This is a genomic window from Paenibacillus sp. BT-177 (genome assembly GCF_025846815.2).
GTDB lineage: Bacteria > Bacillota > Bacilli > Paenibacillales > Paenibacillaceae > Paenibacillus > Paenibacillus polymyxa_C.
Genome location: NZ_JAOYTP010000003.1, coordinates 635,937 through 652,824 on the forward strand (window position 1 = coordinate 635,937; position 16,888 = coordinate 652,824).

General features: G+C 45.6%; 18 protein-coding genes and 1 tRNA gene. 2 read left to right on the forward strand and 17 right to left on the reverse strand.

The annotated features are described in order from the left end of the window. Positions 1-31: 31 nt before the first annotated feature. The 16 genes from dnaB to rpsF all read right to left on the reverse strand — a co-directional run bounded on the left by dnaB (position 32) and on the right by rpsF (position 15,367). Positions 32-1,390 carry a replicative DNA helicase gene (dnaB, locus tag OIU26_RS13335; RefSeq protein WP_264217101.1) on the reverse strand — a complete coding sequence of 453 codons (1,359 nt, stop codon included), beginning with the start codon at positions 1,388-1,390 and terminating at the stop codon, positions 32-34. 2 nt (positions 1,391-1,392) lie between these two features. Further along, positions 1,393-1,836 (reverse strand): 50S ribosomal protein L9, encoded by a 444-nt coding sequence (gene rplI / locus OIU26_RS13340; RefSeq protein WP_040102463.1) that lies wholly within the window; start codon positions 1,834-1,836, stop codon positions 1,393-1,395. Continuing rightward, positions 1,833-3,821 (reverse strand): DHH family phosphoesterase, encoded by a 1,989-nt coding sequence (locus OIU26_RS13345; RefSeq protein ID WP_013373894.1) that lies wholly within the window; start codon positions 3,819-3,821, stop codon positions 1,833-1,835. Before OIU26_RS13345 ends, rplI begins: the two co-directional genes overlap by 4 nt. Positions 3,822-3,832: 11 nt before the next feature. After that, a complete protein-coding gene (locus OIU26_RS13350; RefSeq protein ID WP_264217102.1) occupies positions 3,833-4,750 on the reverse strand; it encodes a YybS family protein in 918 nt (305 codons plus the stop codon). Positions 4,751-4,755: 5 nt separating this feature from the next. Further along, positions 4,756-5,058 (reverse strand): MazG-like family protein, encoded by a 303-nt coding sequence (locus OIU26_RS13355; protein ID WP_013373896.1) that lies wholly within the window; start codon positions 5,056-5,058, stop codon positions 4,756-4,758. A 121-nt stretch (positions 5,059-5,179) separates the two neighbouring features. Then, positions 5,180-5,608, reverse strand: a complete 429-nt coding sequence (locus OIU26_RS13360) for a CBS domain-containing protein (protein WP_013373897.1) — start codon at positions 5,606-5,608, stop codon at positions 5,180-5,182. A 45-nt stretch (positions 5,609-5,653) separates the two neighbouring features. Continuing rightward, on the reverse strand, positions 5,654-6,715 hold the full coding sequence (locus tag OIU26_RS13365) for an LCP family protein (protein ID WP_264217103.1): 1,062 nt from the start codon (positions 6,713-6,715) through the stop codon (positions 5,654-5,656). 233 nt (positions 6,716-6,948) lie between these two features. After that, positions 6,949-7,890 (reverse strand): D-alanyl-D-alanine carboxypeptidase family protein, encoded by a 942-nt coding sequence (locus OIU26_RS13370; RefSeq protein WP_264217104.1) that lies wholly within the window; start codon positions 7,888-7,890, stop codon positions 6,949-6,951. Positions 7,891-8,050: 160 nt separating this feature from the next. Further along, positions 8,051-9,016 carry a dipeptide ABC transporter ATP-binding protein gene (locus OIU26_RS13375; RefSeq protein ID WP_264217105.1) on the reverse strand — a complete coding sequence of 322 codons (966 nt, stop codon included), beginning with the start codon at positions 9,014-9,016 and terminating at the stop codon, positions 8,051-8,053. Further along, positions 9,013-9,996: an ABC transporter ATP-binding protein gene (locus OIU26_RS13380; RefSeq protein ID WP_040102459.1), complete on the reverse strand. Its 984-nt coding sequence runs from the start codon at positions 9,994-9,996 to the stop codon at positions 9,013-9,015. The genes OIU26_RS13375 and OIU26_RS13380 overlap by 4 nt, the downstream gene beginning before the upstream one ends. Before the next feature lie 13 nt (positions 9,997-10,009). After that, positions 10,010-10,933, reverse strand: coding sequence for an oligopeptide ABC transporter permease (gene opp4C, locus OIU26_RS13385; RefSeq protein ID WP_013373903.1), 924 nt, complete (start codon positions 10,931-10,933; stop codon positions 10,010-10,012). Positions 10,934-10,944: 11 nt separating this feature from the next. Continuing rightward, positions 10,945-11,907 carry an ABC transporter permease gene (locus OIU26_RS13390; RefSeq protein ID WP_016822455.1) on the reverse strand — a complete coding sequence of 321 codons (963 nt, stop codon included), beginning with the start codon at positions 11,905-11,907 and terminating at the stop codon, positions 10,945-10,947. Between the two features lie 68 nt (positions 11,908-11,975). Next, positions 11,976-13,718, reverse strand: a complete 1,743-nt coding sequence (locus OIU26_RS13395) for an ABC transporter substrate-binding protein (protein WP_264217106.1) — start codon at positions 13,716-13,718, stop codon at positions 11,976-11,978. 529 nt (positions 13,719-14,247) lie between these two features. Beyond that, positions 14,248-14,520 carry a 30S ribosomal protein S18 gene (rpsR, locus tag OIU26_RS13400; protein ID WP_013312800.1) on the reverse strand — a complete coding sequence of 91 codons (273 nt, stop codon included), beginning with the start codon at positions 14,518-14,520 and terminating at the stop codon, positions 14,248-14,250. Positions 14,521-14,541: 21 nt separating this feature from the next. Beyond that, positions 14,542-15,033: a single-stranded DNA-binding protein gene (gene ssb, locus OIU26_RS13405; RefSeq protein ID WP_010346813.1), complete on the reverse strand. Its 492-nt coding sequence runs from the start codon at positions 15,031-15,033 to the stop codon at positions 14,542-14,544. 49 nt (positions 15,034-15,082) lie between these two features. Further along, a complete protein-coding gene (gene rpsF, locus OIU26_RS13410) occupies positions 15,083-15,367 on the reverse strand; it encodes a 30S ribosomal protein S6 (RefSeq protein ID WP_007433230.1) in 285 nt (94 codons plus the stop codon). 317 nt (positions 15,368-15,684) lie between these two features. Here rpsF and OIU26_RS13415 point away from each other — a divergent pair, with 317 nt between their 5' ends. Beyond that, the gene (locus OIU26_RS13415) at positions 15,685-15,879 is read left to right on the forward strand and encodes a YjzC family protein (protein WP_013373906.1); all 195 of its coding nucleotides are present in this window, start codon (positions 15,685-15,687) and stop codon (positions 15,877-15,879) included. 366 nt (positions 15,880-16,245) lie between these two features. After that, positions 16,246-16,563: a hypothetical protein gene (locus OIU26_RS13420; RefSeq protein WP_016822453.1), complete on the forward strand. Its 318-nt coding sequence runs from the start codon at positions 16,246-16,248 to the stop codon at positions 16,561-16,563. A gap of 206 nt (positions 16,564-16,769) precedes the next feature. On the opposite strand, the gene OIU26_RS13425 is transcribed toward OIU26_RS13420, so the two are convergent. Next, positions 16,770-16,860 (reverse strand) — tRNA-Ser (locus tag OIU26_RS13425). Between the last annotated feature and the right edge of the window lie 28 nt (positions 16,861-16,888).

Genomic DNA, 16,888 nt, shown 5'->3' on the forward strand with positions numbered 1-16,888 from the left:
CGAAAGAGCCTTTTCTAAACATACTAATATATTAACCGGCGAACGCATCCGAATGGGCACGCTCGTAATTAGCGAATTTATTATAATTTTTAAGAAATACCAACTCTACCGTACCGACCGGGCCGTTACGCTGCTTGGCAATGATAATTTCAATAATATTTTTCTTTTCTGTTTCCTGATTATAGTAATCATCCCGGTACAGAAACGCAACGATGTCAGCATCCTGCTCGATGGAACCCGATTCCCGCAAGTCACTCATCATTGGCCGTTTATCTTGACGCTGCTCTACACCCCGACTCAGCTGGGAAAGGGCGATTACAGGCACTTCAAGTTCACGGGCGATTTGTTTCAATGTCCGTGAAATTTCGGATACCTCCTGCTGCCGGTTCTCGCCCGCTTTGCCGCGTCCGTGAATGAGCTGCAAGTAGTCAATAACGATCATACCCAGTCCCTTTTCCGCCTTGAGACGGCGGCATTTGGCTCGGATATCAGCCACAGTGATGCCGGGCGTATCGTCGATATAGATTTCCGCCTCTGACAAGGCTGCAATGCCCATCGTCAGCTTCGCCCAATCGTCATCGCCCTTAATTTCACCTGTCCGCATGACGTTCGCGTCCAAGTTAGCCTCGGCACAGATCATCCGCTGCACGAGCTGAGCCGCCGACATTTCCAGACTGAAGATGGCAACCGTCTCTTTTGCCCGTACTGCAACGTTTTGTGCAATATTCAGGGCAAATGCCGTTTTACCTACAGATGGACGAGCAGCCACAATGATCAAGTCATTGCGCTGGAAACCCGCCGTCATCTTGTCCAGGTCAACGAATCCGGATGGAATTCCGGTTGTGTTCCCCTTGTTCTGATGCAGCAATTCAACGCGGTCAAACACTTCCATCACGACATCGCGGATGGCAATAAAGCCACTGCCTGAGCGCCCGTTGGAGATTTCCATAATCTTGCGCTCAGCATCGCTCAGCATACCGGCGACATCCTCGCCACTGCTATAGCCTTCGCTCACAATCTGTGTAGCTGCACGAATCAAGCGACGAAGCATCGCTTTTTCTTCAATGATCTGGGCATAGTAATCCACGTTAGCCGCTGTTGGCACCCCGTGAGCCAACTTCGCCAGATAACTGACACCACCGATATCCTCTAGCTGTCCCTTGTCTTGAATTTTCGAGGTCAGCGTAACCAAGTCAATCGGCTGTCCGGATTCACCCAGCTCAATCATTGCTTCGTAAATCATCTGATGAGCTTTATCGTAAAAGTCCTCGGTCTGCACCCGCTCCATTGCGGTAATCAGTGCTTCGGACTGAAGCAAAATAGACCCGATAACCGCCTGTTCAGCCTCCAGATTTTGCGGAGGAATCCGATCAAAAAATTCGCCGCCCATAATTATTCTTCAGTCACCTGTACTTTCAGCGTAGCTTTGACCTCAGGATGAAGCTTGACGGTCATTTGAGTCACGCCCAACGTACGAATCGGTTCTTCCAGCTCGATTTTGCGTTTGTCCAGCTTGATGCCTGTTTTAGCAACAGCCTCTGCGATTTGCTTGCTTGTAATCGCACCGAACAGACGTCCACCTTCTCCAGCCTTTGCTTTGAGCTGAATTGTTGTCTCTTCCAGCTTTTTGCCGAGTATTTGTGCCTCTTCCTTTTCCTCTTGCTTGCGTTTTTCCTCAGCAGCGTTTTGGTTTTCCAGCGTCTTCATATTTCCTTCCGTTGCTGGGCGGGCAATCCCACGTGGCAACAGGAAATTCGCTGCATAACCGTCCGACACTTCCTTAATCTGCCCCTTCTTACCTTGGCCCTTCATATCTTTAATGAATATTACTTTCATTCAAATAACCCCTCTTCCCCATCAATTTCGGCCAGAACGTCGACCACTCTGCGCTTAGCTTCCTCCAGCGAGCAATCCAGCTGAACCGCTGCGTTTGTCAGATGTCCTCCGCCGCCTAGCCGTTCCATGACGACCTGTACGTTCATGCGTCCGAGTGAACGGGCGCTGATCCCCACCAGGCCGTCAGGACGTTCACTGACCACAAAGGAGGCCAGTACATCCGTCATATTGAGCAATGAATCCGCCACCTGAGCAATCAGGAGCTGCGGTATTTTTTGTCCGGGCTCGGTCACCGCAATTGCGATATGCCCATATATCATTTTAGCATGCTTAATAATTTCCGCCTTAGCAATATATTCATCCAGGTCCTCTTTTAACATGCGCTGGATCATGACTGTATCTGCTCCACTACGTCTTAAGAAGCCAGCGGCCTCGAACGTACGTGAGCCTGTATGCAGGGAAAAATGCTTGGTATCCACCGTAATCCCCGCCAGCAGTGATGTTGCCTCCAGCGGTGTCAGCTGGACTTTCTCATGGATATATTGCAGCAGCTCGGTCACCAGTTCACAGGCCGATGACGCGTATGGCTCCAAATAGATTAGAACAGAATCATTAATAAATTCCTCGCCCCGACGGTGATGATCCACAACCACCACCCGGCTGGCCGTCTGCACCAGACGAGGCTCAATCGTCATTGAAGCCTTGTGCGTATCCACCACAACCAGCAGGCTGTGCTCGGTCATCACCTGAAGCGACTGCTCCGGTGTCATGAGCGCTTGCGACAGCTTCTCATCCTTGTTTACCTGCTCCATCATTCGGTCAATAGACGGATTGGATTTGTCCAGTACGATATGGGCCTCTACATTGTAAAGTGCCGCGGCCTTCCATACACCGATAGCTGCTCCTATTGCATCCATGTCCGGTATTTTGTGTCCCATAATCAGCACGCGGTCGCTCTCCTGCATCAGATCACGCAGCGCATGTGCAATGACTCGGGCTCGCACCCTGGTACGCTTCTCGACAGCATTGGACTTGCCTCCATAAAAGGACAGGCGCTGTCCCGCTTTCACTGCTGCCTGATCCCCCCCGCGTCCAAGCGCCATATCTAGACTGGACTGGGCCAACTCGCCCAGCTCCTTGATACTCTCTGCGCCGAAAGACAAGCCAATGCTCAATGTCATCGGTACTTTCAAATCCGCCGTCATTTCCCTCACGGTATCCAAAATGACGAATCGGCTCTGCTCCAGTTCTTGGAGTGCTTTATGATTCAGCATAATAAGATAACGCTCAGATGACAACCGGCGCAAATAAATATTGTACTGATTGGCCCAAGACGTAATCTCGCTGGAAACCTTCGCAATAAGCGCGGTGCGCTGCTGATCGTCCATTCCCTGAGCAGCCTCGTCCATATTATCAAGCATGACGATACCAAGCGCCAACCGCTCGTTCTCATACTGCTTACGCAGTACAGCGAGCTCCGTCACTTCATACAGATATATCAGACGCTCATCAGGCACGATTAGAAACTGATAATGACGCTCATCATGCTGTAATTCCACCTTTAGTTCACGAGCAGGTTCTTTCGTTTCCTTTTTAGTGCTTAGAGCATTTGCGAGTTGAGGAAACAAATCTTGAAGAGGCTCTCCAATCAATGATTGCTCCTCGAACATCTCACTGGCAAAGCGATTGTGCCATTCTACGGTTCGATTTTCACTGTATAAAATGATACCGAACGGCAGTGTACTGATCGCTTCTCCCTCCACCCGCTTAATCCGGAAGGAAAGACCACTGATATATTGATTCAGTTCCCGACGAAAATCCAGCTCCGTCTTCAGCATCAGTCCGCCGAGCAAGAATGATAGCAGCAGTCCTATCACACCCAGTTCCCAGTTGTACATGGAAATACATATGACAAGCACCAGCAGCAGTAAAAACGCCCAGACCGTCTGATAGCCGTGCCAGCGTTTTTGTAGAAATTTAGGCATGACTGTTCACCCTATTTCTTTGATCTTGTAATAGCTTCACGCAGCGGAAAGGCCAAATCAATAATACCTATAATGCGGAGCGGCTGGAACACCAGAACGACGAGCGACAGCAGCAACGCAATCACCGGGCTCTTTTTACGGCTATGCGTCCAGAAGTATACAAAACCAATGGTCTGGATAATAAAACATGCATGGATCAGCGGTAGCATACTAATGGAGACCGTTTGAATCCAGCTGCTATCGGAAGAATCCGCTATCCATCCAATTACAATTGCCAGCAGATAGTACCAGATCAGCGTACGCGGTAGCATCCACTCGCGGGCAGGCTTCATTTTACGTACCGGCACATCGAGACTACTCAATGCTGGACGTGCCAAAGCATGTGTGATCACTGCCAGTATGAACGAGCTGACAATCATCACATATGGAACTTTACCAATCAGCATTGTACCGAGTTTCTGCGTATCTTCAGCTGTCCAGCTCATATTCGCAAACATCGGATTCGCACTCAAAATCTGTTGTACAATACTGGCCGACATCTCAGCCTGATCACGAAGGGACTGTGAAAGATCAAACCCGAAGGAATACGTAGCGATAAACAGTACAAACAACAATTCGGCTAAAATAATGCCCGTTCCGGTCATCAACGCCTGAAAAGCAGATCCTCCCTTTTTATATATCCGTCCCATCAATATAGAAGGAATCAGAAAGTAAATCGCAGGAAGCAGCGAATACACATCGAGTAGCGCTATAATGAAAAGCACCGGTATGACGTGAACCAGAAATCCTTTGAAAGGCAGCGATGAAAACAATACAGCGCCAGGCACAATCAGAAAAAATACGGTAATAATTCTAAATGGTGTCAATAGAGTCAGCAGCAGAAGCAAATAAATAACGCTCCATGCTACAGTGGCCAAGCGGAATTTCAACGTTTTCACCTCTTACGCATATGTTCTTCCAGTGCGGAAATGTCTTGGTACCAATCCTCCAACTGGTGTCCTTCTTTTCTGTGCTTTCTTAGCTTGTCGATGAGTAGATCATCCAATTCACGGTAAGACACCCCAAGACGCCTCCCCAGAATATAACTGCTCATCACCAGGCTGGCCAAACAATCACCAATACGGACTGTACTGCCTTCCCACATCGCCTTAAACAGACGGGAGACTTGGTCAAGCACCTCTGTTTTAAGCCATTCAATAACCTTGGCTCGTTTAACTACATCCATTTCTTTAGGCATATGATGAAGAGTCACACCCCTCTGAAAAAGCTTTATTCTCCATTATAGCATATCCTATTTTGAAAATAACTGTTACCCCATAGGGTAAATCGTTATTTTCAAAGCAGCTCTGCTGCTTATTTTAGCTTGAAGTATTAAGCGATTCCTTAGACACAAATTTCTCACAATACTCAATAATTTGACTGCGGCGCACGATACCGATAAACCGTTCCATATCATCCACGACGGGCACAAAGTTTTGTACCTTCGCCAAATTAATCAGATCCTCCATATTGGCATCAATGGATACAGGTTTCATCGAAACCCGCAGCGGAACGTCCTTGAGCATAAACTTAGAAGCGTTTTCAAAGGTTATTTTCCCCTCAGACTCTTTCATATGCCACAATAGGTCACCCTCTGTAACCGTACCCGTATATCTACCTTCCTTATCCAAAATAGGAACCGCTGTGAACCGGTGATATTCCATTCGTTCCAATGTTTGCCGTAGAGTAGCATCCGCCGTTACACAAGCGACCTCTTGTTTGGGAAGCAAGAAAAAAGCGATATTCATGAGAAACGAATCCCCCTCAAAATCAAATATAAATCAATTGATTACTCACTGAATGTCCTGCTTGTCGGGAAGCCTCAGCGTCTGCGGGGTTGTATCAGAGTCTAGCCAGTTCGCAATCATAAGTCTGGCATATTCAAGCTCCTGTTCATTAGCCCGGTCATAGTACAGACCCTTTTTCTTGAACCCTTCCCCCGTAATCGTAAAACTTGAAATTTGTGGATTCCCCTGTGAAATAGCTTGCTTGCCAAGCCCAGTAATAAAGGCAGGTTCCATATCCGTTGTGAAATTGGCCCCCATAATATCGAGCAACTCCGGGATCTTGGTGATTCCATCGATATTCAGCAGCCTATCGGCCATAGCGTTCAAAAAAATTTGCTGACGTTTTGTACGGTTGAAGTCGCTATCTTCCCGATACCTAACATAATACATGGCTTCTTCACCATTATAAAGCGGCTTGCCCGCCTCAATACGGAACTTGATATGCAGCGGGTTTTTATTCTCGATGGGCTGATCGATAGGAAGCACAACTCCACCCACTGCATTCACGGCATCCTGAATACCCTGGAAATTAATCGTAGCATAATAATCGACCTTATGCTCCATCAGCTTCTCTACGGTGGCCATGGACATATCCTCGCCTCCGAACGCATAAGCATGCCCTAACTTATCAAAATCATCCTCGCCATCTCGATTGGAATCATGTCCAGCAATCTGTACATACGTATCCCTTGGAATGGAGACCAAGAGCACACGCGATTCTGCGGGCCGTACAGCAGCATATATCACCGTATCTGAGCGACCACGTGCCTTTTCATTGGGTCGTTGATCTGTCCCCAGTAGTAACACCGAAAATGGCCCCTTCTGGTAAGCAACGGTCTCTTGGGGCTGTTGTTCCTTGGATTGACGAGGCTGGTAGGATTTCTCCAGCTTGCTTTCCAGCGTCGGTGACACAAACCAGTCAAAAGCCACGAGCGTCAGCTGTTTGCGGAATAGATAGCCCCCTACTGCAACTAAAAGCAAGACAATACATGAAATATATAGAGCGGTAAACCTCTTTTTCTTTTTGGGCTTTCCACGGGTCCTTCTCTTATGTCTTCTCTCCATCATGGCTTCCTTCCTTCTTTCGTCCACAAATCCCATCTCTTCATTAAACCGGATTGATCCCTCATGAAGCGGAAACTTCCCCTCAAAGCATAAAAGGTCAGCTACCTTGTTGTCAAAAGTGCCATGACATGGTCAGTTCCTCAATTCATGACAAAAAAGGCTTCGCCCTTACGGTCAAAGCCCTCAGTAATGTATATATAAGTATTCTATGTAGCCTTCAAAGTTATCTTTTATTTTTAATGCGGAGCCAATTTCACCAAATTTTGCAAACGCACAGGGAAAGAGGTGGACAGAGAAAAACCATAATCGAACAACCTCCGTGTCTGCTCGAAACGCTCCTCCTTGCTCGGTGCACCCAGTACTACAGCAACTAACCGTTTGCCATGCTGCTCAGCTGTACCCGTGAAACAATATCCAGCATCGCTTGTGTATCCTGCTTTCAATCCGTCCGTGCCCGCATAAGAGTACGGTCCAGCCAAGGAAGGCAACATCCAGTTCGTATTGCTGATGTAAATGCCCTTATCCTTCAATTCCATCTGTGTACGGCTGGACGTTCTGAGAATCTCAGGATGTGATGTAATCAAGTAAGAGGCCAACTTTGCAGTGTCGCTTGCCGTCATTTTGGTTTCTCCGCGAATATCCTCAGGATGGTTCGGCCCTAATTCACTCGGACCTGCCCCAGAGGCATTACTAAAGCGACTATCGGGCGACAACCCAATTTGAGTAGCTTTTTCATTCATGCGCTTCACAAAAGCGGATTCATTCCCTGATGAACGCTCTGCCAATGCCACAGCGGCGTCATTCGCTGAATACACAACCATACTTTGGAACAGTTCAGATACGGTCATTCTTTCCCCATACCGAAGAGACAGATTCACACCACCCACCGTACTGGCATAACGACTAATGCGCACCTCATCATTCCAGCCTAACCGTCCGGTCCGAATATCCTCCAGTACCAGTAGCTCGGTCATGAGCTTGGACATATTTGCGGAGGGCATAGGCTTATCGCCATTCACATCCATCAGTAATTCCCCGGTATGCATGTCCATTAGCACTGCAGCGTCTGCATCCACATTCGGCTTTCCGATCAACAAGCGGGGTCCAAGTGTAATAAAAATCAATATAATAAGTACCGGGACGACAATAGCCCAACGTAACCAATGTTTTTTCATCATCGTAATAACCTCCATACCTTATTAGACGATGAAAAATCCATTTTGTCTGCAATTTTTCGAAAAAAAGATACAATTTTTTTACCTTTTTTTATTTCACAACAAAATACCCGCCAATCCCTGTGACAGGAAGGCGGATATTTTGCTTCTTCAGTATGACGTATTAAGCAAAATGACAGGCTACAAAATGCTGGTCGCCTGCATCTCGATATACTGGAGCCTCTGTTTTACAGCGTGCTTCCGCCATAGGACAACGTGTATGAAACTTGCATCCTGACGGCGGATTAGCCGGAGATGGGATGTCCCCTTTTAACACAATCCGCTGTCTTTTGATCGTCGGATCTGGAATCGGTACTGCTGATAGCAAAGCCTTGGTGTACGGGTGAAGCGGATTGCTGAACAACTCCTCCTTGGAGGCCAACTCTACCATTGAGCCTAGATACATCACACCAATCCGGCTACACAAATGCTCGACTACACTCAGATCATGTGAGATGAACAGGTACGTCAGTTGGCGTTCCTGCTGCAAATCGCTTAACAAGTTAATGATCTGGGCCTGAATCGATACATCCAGAGCAGATACCGGCTCGTCAGCCACAATAAAATCAGGATTCAAAATCAAGGCCCGGGCAATCCCGATCCGCTGCCGCTGACCACCTGAGAACTCATGCGGATAACGATCATAGTGATACGAGGACAGCCCGCAAATGTTCAGCGTTTCGTTGACCTTGTGACGCAGCTCATTACGATCAATCAACCCGTGATCCAGCAAAGCCTCTCCGATCGCCTCACCAACCTTAATTCTCGGGTTCAGTGAGCTAAAGGGGTCCTGAAAGACGATTTGCAGCTTCGGACGAAGCGCACGAATCTGCTCCTTGTTTAACGCGTGCAAGTCTTCGCCCTTGTACCGTACTGATCCCTCTGTCTTATCCATTAATCTGAGAATCGTGCGTCCAATCGTACTTTTACCGCAGCCTGATTCTCCTACCAGACCAAAGGATTCACCCTTATGAATGTGAAAGGATACATCATCGACCGCCTTTACATGTCCGACCGTACGCTGAAAAACCCCTCCTGTGATCGGGAAATACTTTTTCAGCCCTTCCACTTGAATCAAAGGCTCGCTCATATCCGTTGCCCTCCTTCTTTCTCATATAGCCAGCAGGCAACCTTATGACCATTCTCCTTTTCATTTAAGGGAGGAGCCTGATCCTTGCATATTTGCATGCAATGTGCGCACCGATCATGAAAATGGCAATTTTCACCCAGCTCAATGGGGTTTGGCACCTGTCCTGGGATGGAATACAGCCGATCCATTTTCTGATTAATGACAGGTTTAGCCTTTAATAGCCCTTGAGTATACGGATGCTGCGGATTTTTGAACAGCTCAATGACAGGAGCCTCTTCAATAACGTTCCCGGCATACATAACGACCACATAATCGGCCATTTCTGCCACGACACCCAAGTCGTGCGTAATCAGCATAATGGACGTTTTAAGCTTATCCTTCAAATCCCGCATTAAATCAAGAATCTGCGCCTGAATTGTTACATCCAGTGCCGTTGTCGGTTCATCCGCAATCAACAGCTTCGGATTGCAGCTTAAAGCAATAGCAATCATAATCCGCTGGCGCATACCGCCACTCAATTCATGAGGATAAGAATGGAATATTTCCTCCGATCGCGAAATGCCCACCAAATTAATCAGTTCAATTGCCCGGGCGCGTGCTTCTTTTTTACTCATTAATGTATGCATTAGCAACGGCTCCGTAATCTGTTCCCCAATCGTAAGCACTGGATTCAGCGAAGACATCGGTTCCTGAAAAATAATCGAAATGTCATTGCCGCGAATTTGCTGCATTTGACCTTTATTGAGTTTTAAGAGGTCTTTGCCCTCAAACCAGATTTGTCCGTCTGAGGTGTGGGGAGAATCAATCAACCGCATCATCGTCATCGCAGTTACACTCTTACCACAGCCAGATTCTCCTACCACACAGAGCGTTTCACCCTCACGAATTTTAAAACTGACGTCATTGACCGCTTTGACAGTTCCGTTAGAGGTATGAAAGTGGGTTTTCAGGTTACGAAATTCAATCAAAGCATTTTCCATAAACGTTCGTCTCCTACTTCTTCATTTTAGGGTCCAGCGCGTCCCGCAAACCGTCGCCAATCAGATTAATCGCTACAACGGTAATTAGAATACACATTCCCGGTGGTACCCATATCCAGGGCCGTTTGCGGAAGTCAATTAGGTTATTCGCAGCCGATATCATGTTCCCCCACGAAGGTGTGGGCGGCACAACGCCAATCCCCAAGTAACTGAGCGCAGATTCTGTAATAATTGCACCAGCTACTCCAAGTGTAGCCGTAACAATAATAGTAGGAATCGTGTTCGGCAGCAGATGTCGGAATATTTTACGGCGGTCTCTCAACCCCAGCGCTTCCGTCGCCTGCATGAACTCCTGTTCACGCAGTGTAAGAATCTGCCCTCTGACCAGACGGGACAAGCTCGTCCAGCTCAGGATTCCGATAATAAGCATCAGAAAATAAATACGGTTCGACGGATCAACCTTCAAATCCGACAGAACAGCACCTAAAATAATAAGCAGCGGCAATGTAGGCAGCGCCATGAAAATATCGGCAATCCGCATAATAACCGTATCCACGCCTTTACGATAAAACCCTGCCAGCGCACCCAACGTCGCCCCGATCATGACCGAAATAAACGTGGCGACCAGCCCCACTGTCAAAGAAATACGGCCGGCCAGCATCGTACGCAGTAAAATATCTCTACCAAACTTATCCGTACCAAGCCAGTACTTCGCATTAGGGGATAAATTTTTGTCAGATAGCTTGTAATCATCTAAATGATAAGGTGAAATCATGGGGCCAAATACACAAATGATAACCATGAGAATTAATATAACGAGACCTGCCAAAGCCAGGCGGTTTTGGTTAAAACGACGAATGGCGATTCTCCATGGAGACGCTTCAGGACGGATCGCCGCCTTTTGATTCGTTTCAATCGTGACTGTTTCTGCGGACAATAGTATCCCTCCTACTTCAAGCGAATTCTTGGATCTGCCATGCCATACAATACATCAGACAGTAGATTACCGATGAGCGTGAGAACGGCCAGAAAAATGGTGAAGCCCAGCATAAACGGATAATCCCGCATACTAATCGACTCCAGATAAACCTGCCCCACACCTGGCCATACAAATACCTTTTCTAGGATCATCGCCCCACCAAATAAGGCTGGAAGCTCGAACCCGAGCAGTGTGATTGCTGGAATCAGGGCATTGCGCAGTGCATGTTTGAAAATAACCGTCCGTTCCTTCAAGCCCTTGGCGCGTGCGGTACGGATATAATCCTGACGGATGACCTCCAACATGCCTGTACGGAAATAACGAGTCAGGCTTCCTGTACTCAGCATCGTAAGTACGAGTGTTGGCAGGAACATATGCTTGAGGACATCCACCATATAAGCCCACGAGCCTGCTTCCATCCCTGCTGTGGTCATGCCCCCAACCGGAAGAATCCCCCATTCAAGGGCAAATATTTTGATGACCAATAAACCAATAAAAAATGAAGGCAGTGACATACATAAGAAAATGAATAACGTAACGAACTTATCGAATAACGAATATTGAAACTTAGCTGAAAATACCCCTGCAACAACTGCAATTAGCCAGCTAAAAATAAGACTAAAAAAAGCGATAATAAAAGAGTTCCATACATAATTGCCAATGACCTTCGTTACTGGCTGCTTATGCTGCAATGAATCCCCCATATTTCCCTTTAACATATTACCGGCCCATATAAAATAACGTTGGTATTCCGGTTTATCCAGCCCGTAGATATGTCGTAGCTGCTGCGCCTTCTCGGCGGTCATATTCGGGTTCTGCTTGGCTGTAATATAATCACCCGGCACCATGGCTGAAATCGCAAAAACGATAATGGATATGCCAATAAGTGTGGGGATGAGTTGCAGCAGTCTTCGAATAATGTACTGCTTCATATTCATTCCTCCAGACGAATAAAGTGATATGCCCAGCTCGTGAGAGCTGAGCATACAATTGGCAACCCTTATTGAGCGATTTGAGCGTTATACAGAGTGAACTCAAAATCTTTGTATGGTGTAATTTCTAAGCCGGATACACGTCCATTCACTGGCCACATATCTCTGCGTTGGTACAAAAAGATAGTTGGCAGATCTTTGTTCAGCTCTTGATAGAGCTGTTTGTAAATCTGTTTGCGTTTTTCTTGATCCAGTTCATGCTTACCAGCAAGTGTTAATTCATCAACCTTTTTATTGGAATAGCCGATATCATTTTGTGCACCATTCGTAATAAAAGTCGTTGTGTCCGGGTCTGGAGTTAAGCCCCAAGCCGCAAAGAACATATCAAACTTGCCCGTATCCTTTTTATCCATAATGGCGTTAAAATCTAAAGTTTCAGAAGTCAGCTTGATGCCTAGCTCCTTATAGTTATTGGACATGATCGGTAGCAAGGCCTCTACTACTGGATTATCAGCAGTTGCGGAGAAGTTAATGGTCAGCTTTTCTCCGTCCTTTTCGCGAATTCCGTCAGCACCAGCCTTCCAGCCTGCCTCATCCAGCAAAGCCTTCGCCTTCGCTGTATCAAATTCATACTTGTTAATGCCTTCATCTGTGTAAGACCAAGATTCTGTAGATTGTGGAATGTTAATGACATTCGCATATGGGCCATACACGCCCTGCACAATCTCTTTACGGTTTAAACCAATAGTTAAAGCCTGACGTACTTTAGGGTCCTGGAATTTCTTTTCCTTGTGATTAAACGCAATATATCCATAGCCATTGGTCGGCATAATATTCACGTCTAAGAAGCCTAGAGCCTTTAATTCCTCTACATTGTCTTCCGTAACTGTGATGTTGTCCATATCCGTTTCGCCTGTTTGCAGCATAGACAGGTTTGTTTCTTCTGTTGTCGTTTTGAAAATAACTGATTTCACCTTTGGTGTGCCCTTGAAGTAGTTTGGATTCGCTTCAAGTACGACTTGTTGACCTGGGGAAAAGCTCTTTAGCACATACTGCCCGGAGCCGATTGGTTTATTATTAAGCGCCTTGATGCTGTCCAGATTACCCTTCTTGAACCCTTTTCCGTAATAAGCCTCTGGCATAAAATAAACCTCTGCGCCTAGAAAATCCCTCGTATAAGCTGTTGCTTCTGTAACGGTTACCTCTACTGTGTTATCATCAATGACCTTGATCCCCGAGATATCATTCGCTTTGCCATCGTGATATTCCTTACCACCTTTAATCTTAAAAGATAATACATCGGTTTCTCCGTCATAATTCGGATCATGCAGCACTTTGAGAACAAAAGCATAATCCTTTACGGTTACTGGAGTGCCGTCACTATACTTCACACCTGGTTTCAGATGGAATGTGTATTTTAGACCATCCGGCGATACATCAACCTTTTCAGCCAAACTATTTTCATATGTACCATCTGCCTTCACCTGTAAGAAGGAATCAAATACTGTTCTGACTACATATAAATCGTAAGTTGTTTGCCAGAATAGCGGGTTAAATACCCCTTTAGGTGACGTCATACCTACTACAATATTATCTTTCCGATTCGTAGCTCCTGGAGGATTTTGCGACAAATCCGTCGCTTTAATAACACCCTCTGTAACTGGTGCGCTTGCTTCATTTCCCTCTGTTTTATTATCCGCATTGCCTTGCTGCGGCTGTGCCTCATTAGCACCTCCACTACATCCTGCAAACAGAACACCAACGATCGTAAGCACCATAAGCAAAGAAACCCATTTCTTCGTTTGCACCATCCTGTTAATCCCCCTTGTCGGTTCTTTATTTAACAGCCTGTCTCATTCCTGCGGTGATTCGTTAAAGCTTGAGGTTCAAAAATGAAGTTTTGCACATCCTCCTTACTGTTCCTAATGATAGTGTAGAACACATGTTTTAGACCCTTGGTCAATTTTGTGCACTGACAACCATTACATTTTTATTAAGGTTTATCTTAAGTGTAAAATAATATCACGTCAATATCTTTTTTTATGTAAAATGCAATTGCAAAACATCTATTTTTGTAAAGTTTATGAAATTCACTTGTGGAAAATGACAGAAAAATGAGTGTTATGTAATATAAAATAACATTTCGAATGACCGAAATGTGTACTCTGGCGAGTTGGGGAGCTTGTAATTTCTTAAGCCACTAAAAGGTGATTTATACTTAATGGGTAAACATGGATTGTATTATTAGTAAGTTACAATAGATGGCACTTGTTGTCAATAAAAAAAATCATAAAAAAGGATGTCCCCAATTCTGGGGACATCCTTTTTTTCCACCCACTACTATTCAGTAGTGTAAGGAAGCAATGCGATTTGACGGGAACGTTTAACAGCGATTGTCAACATACGTTGATATTTCGCGCTTGTTCCAGTCACACGACGAGGAAGAATTTTTCCACGTTCGCTGATGAATTTTTTAAGCAGGTCTGTATCTTTATAGTCAATGTGAGTAATTTTGTTCACAGTGAAGAAACATACTTTACGACGTTTGTTGCGACCACCACGACGAGCTGGTCTTTTGTTATCGTCTCCGCCTTCTCTTTGTCTGAAGCCCATTCTTTGTCAGTCCTTTCCCAATTAAAATGGTAGATCATCATCCGAAATATCGATCGGTTTTCCGTCATCGGAAAAAGGATCCTGATTGTTTCGCGAGTTATTATTCCCGCGCCCACTATTGCTGTTACCGCCTCCGAAAGGAGACTCCTCACGCATACCTCCACCGCTATTGCCGCCACCGTTGCCGCTATCGCGGTTAGATTCCAAGAAACGTACATTATCAGCAACAATTTCAGTCACGTATACACGTTTTCCTTCATTGTTCTCATAATTACGCACTTGTACACGGCCTTCAACAGCCGTCAAACGACCTTTACGAAGATAGTTAGCGCATGTTTCAGCAAGCTGACGCCAGGTTACGATCGGCAAGAAATCCGCTTCCCGTTCGCCGCCTTGACTTGTAAACGGACGGTCTACAGCCAGGGTGAACTGGGTTACTGCTACACCAGACGGTGTATAGCGCAGCTCTGGATCTTTGGTCAAACGACCGATCAGAATGACACGGTTCAACAATCCAATCCCCTCCTTTGAGCGTTGTTCATTACATAATCACGTACAATAATTAAGCTACGTCGTTCGTAATGAGATAACGAATTACTTCGTCAGAAATTTTCATGATACGCTCAAGCTCAGTAACAACAGCAGGTTCTGCTGTGAAGTTTACCAGAACGAAAGAACCATCACGGAATTTCTTGATCTCATACGCAAGACGGCGTTTAGTTACATCGTGATTCGTAATTTCGCCACCGCCGTTAGAGATGATACCTTGGAATTTGTCGACTGTCGCTTGAACAGCTTCTTGTTCAATGTCAGGACGAATAATGTACATCACTTCATATTTGCGCATTCTTTACACCTCCTTGTGGACATAAGGCCCTCAATCTCAGTTGAGAGCAAGGAACGAGCCTAAACTCGCACTAAAACAGTTTACCAAATCGAGCATCTGAATGCAACCTGCAATTTCAAGCATAAGGCTAAAAGCTGCTCATACACATCATATCACTGATTTTATACAATTTTATATCATGCCACAAATTTTGCATATATAAAGGAAATCATTTTTGATTAACTACTATCTGTATGCCCTAATTTCGCATGTTTCTGCTTAAGACAGCGCACAATAACCGTTGCAGTCCAAATTCATTTCTAAGGAGGCACAACCGTATGGGTGAAAAGACTGAGTTTGTACCCGGGGATAAGGTCCCAAACGACGGCGTATATATGGAGGTAGGAGAAAAAAGCTTTCATACTGAAATCCAAAACCCGCAGCAAATAACGCTGGAAAGAGGCGATTCTTTTCCGAAGACCACCAACCATAATCGCAAGTGGAAGAAAAAAACGAAAGCTCGTGTCCACTAATGTATATTTCTTCGGAATCCTGGCCATATTATGATTAGGCGATACAACAGAGAGGTGTGGTTCCGTTGGACGACGTAGCCTTACAAACTGTTAGGAGATCCATTCCAGGCATTAGAAGCGTTAGGTTTGTGTAAAAGGACACTGTCTTTTCAACACGGTATTGCTAGTCAGTACACCGAGTTTCATGATGTGATTGGACAGATCGTATCCTGTTAAAAATGTATCGCCTACGATGGAGGACCTTTGTGGTCCTCCTTTGTTGCATTATCGGACTTTTTGCATATACTGGTAAAATGCAGATTAATTCAGCTCCTTCTGCTAGAATATATCCAAGTACAAAGACCTACTATCTACGGAGGTTTAAAGATGAGCTATTCTCGTATATTAAAGTGGATATCAGGTATATTCGAATTGGTGCTGGCTGTACCGATTGTGGGAGGAGCTATTGTCATGGGGACTGGCTACTCAGCTCTAGGGTTTATGCTTGTCCTACATGCAGTAACACTTATCCTGTCGTTACGCAATCAGGAAGCGATCTACGGTTCTGTCTGGGGAGTACTCACTTCCTTGCTAGCCTGGATTCCTTTTGTTGGCTGGGCACTCCATTTGATTGCAGCCATCCTTCTGATGATCTCTGGCTCAAAGAGAACAAAACGCTATCATTACCCGCCTAATCAGCTATAACAAAAGAAAGCTCCTGACAGCAATTATTTCAAATGCTGTTAGGAGCTTTCTTTTGCTCTAACGCCTTATTCATTCACCAATAGATTCTTAATCATTTCTTCAATATCGTTACATTCATTTTTAGTAATCTGATTTATTTATTGCCATAAAACAAAAAATCCCCCACGTCAGCAGACGTAAGAGATTGATTTAGTTCATGAAGTTAGTGGCGGAAAGAGTGGGATTCGAACCCACGCACGCCTTGCGACGCCTAACTGATTTCGAGTCAGCCCCCTTGGACCTCTTGGGTACCTTTCCGCAGCAAGGATAATTATATCATCATTGC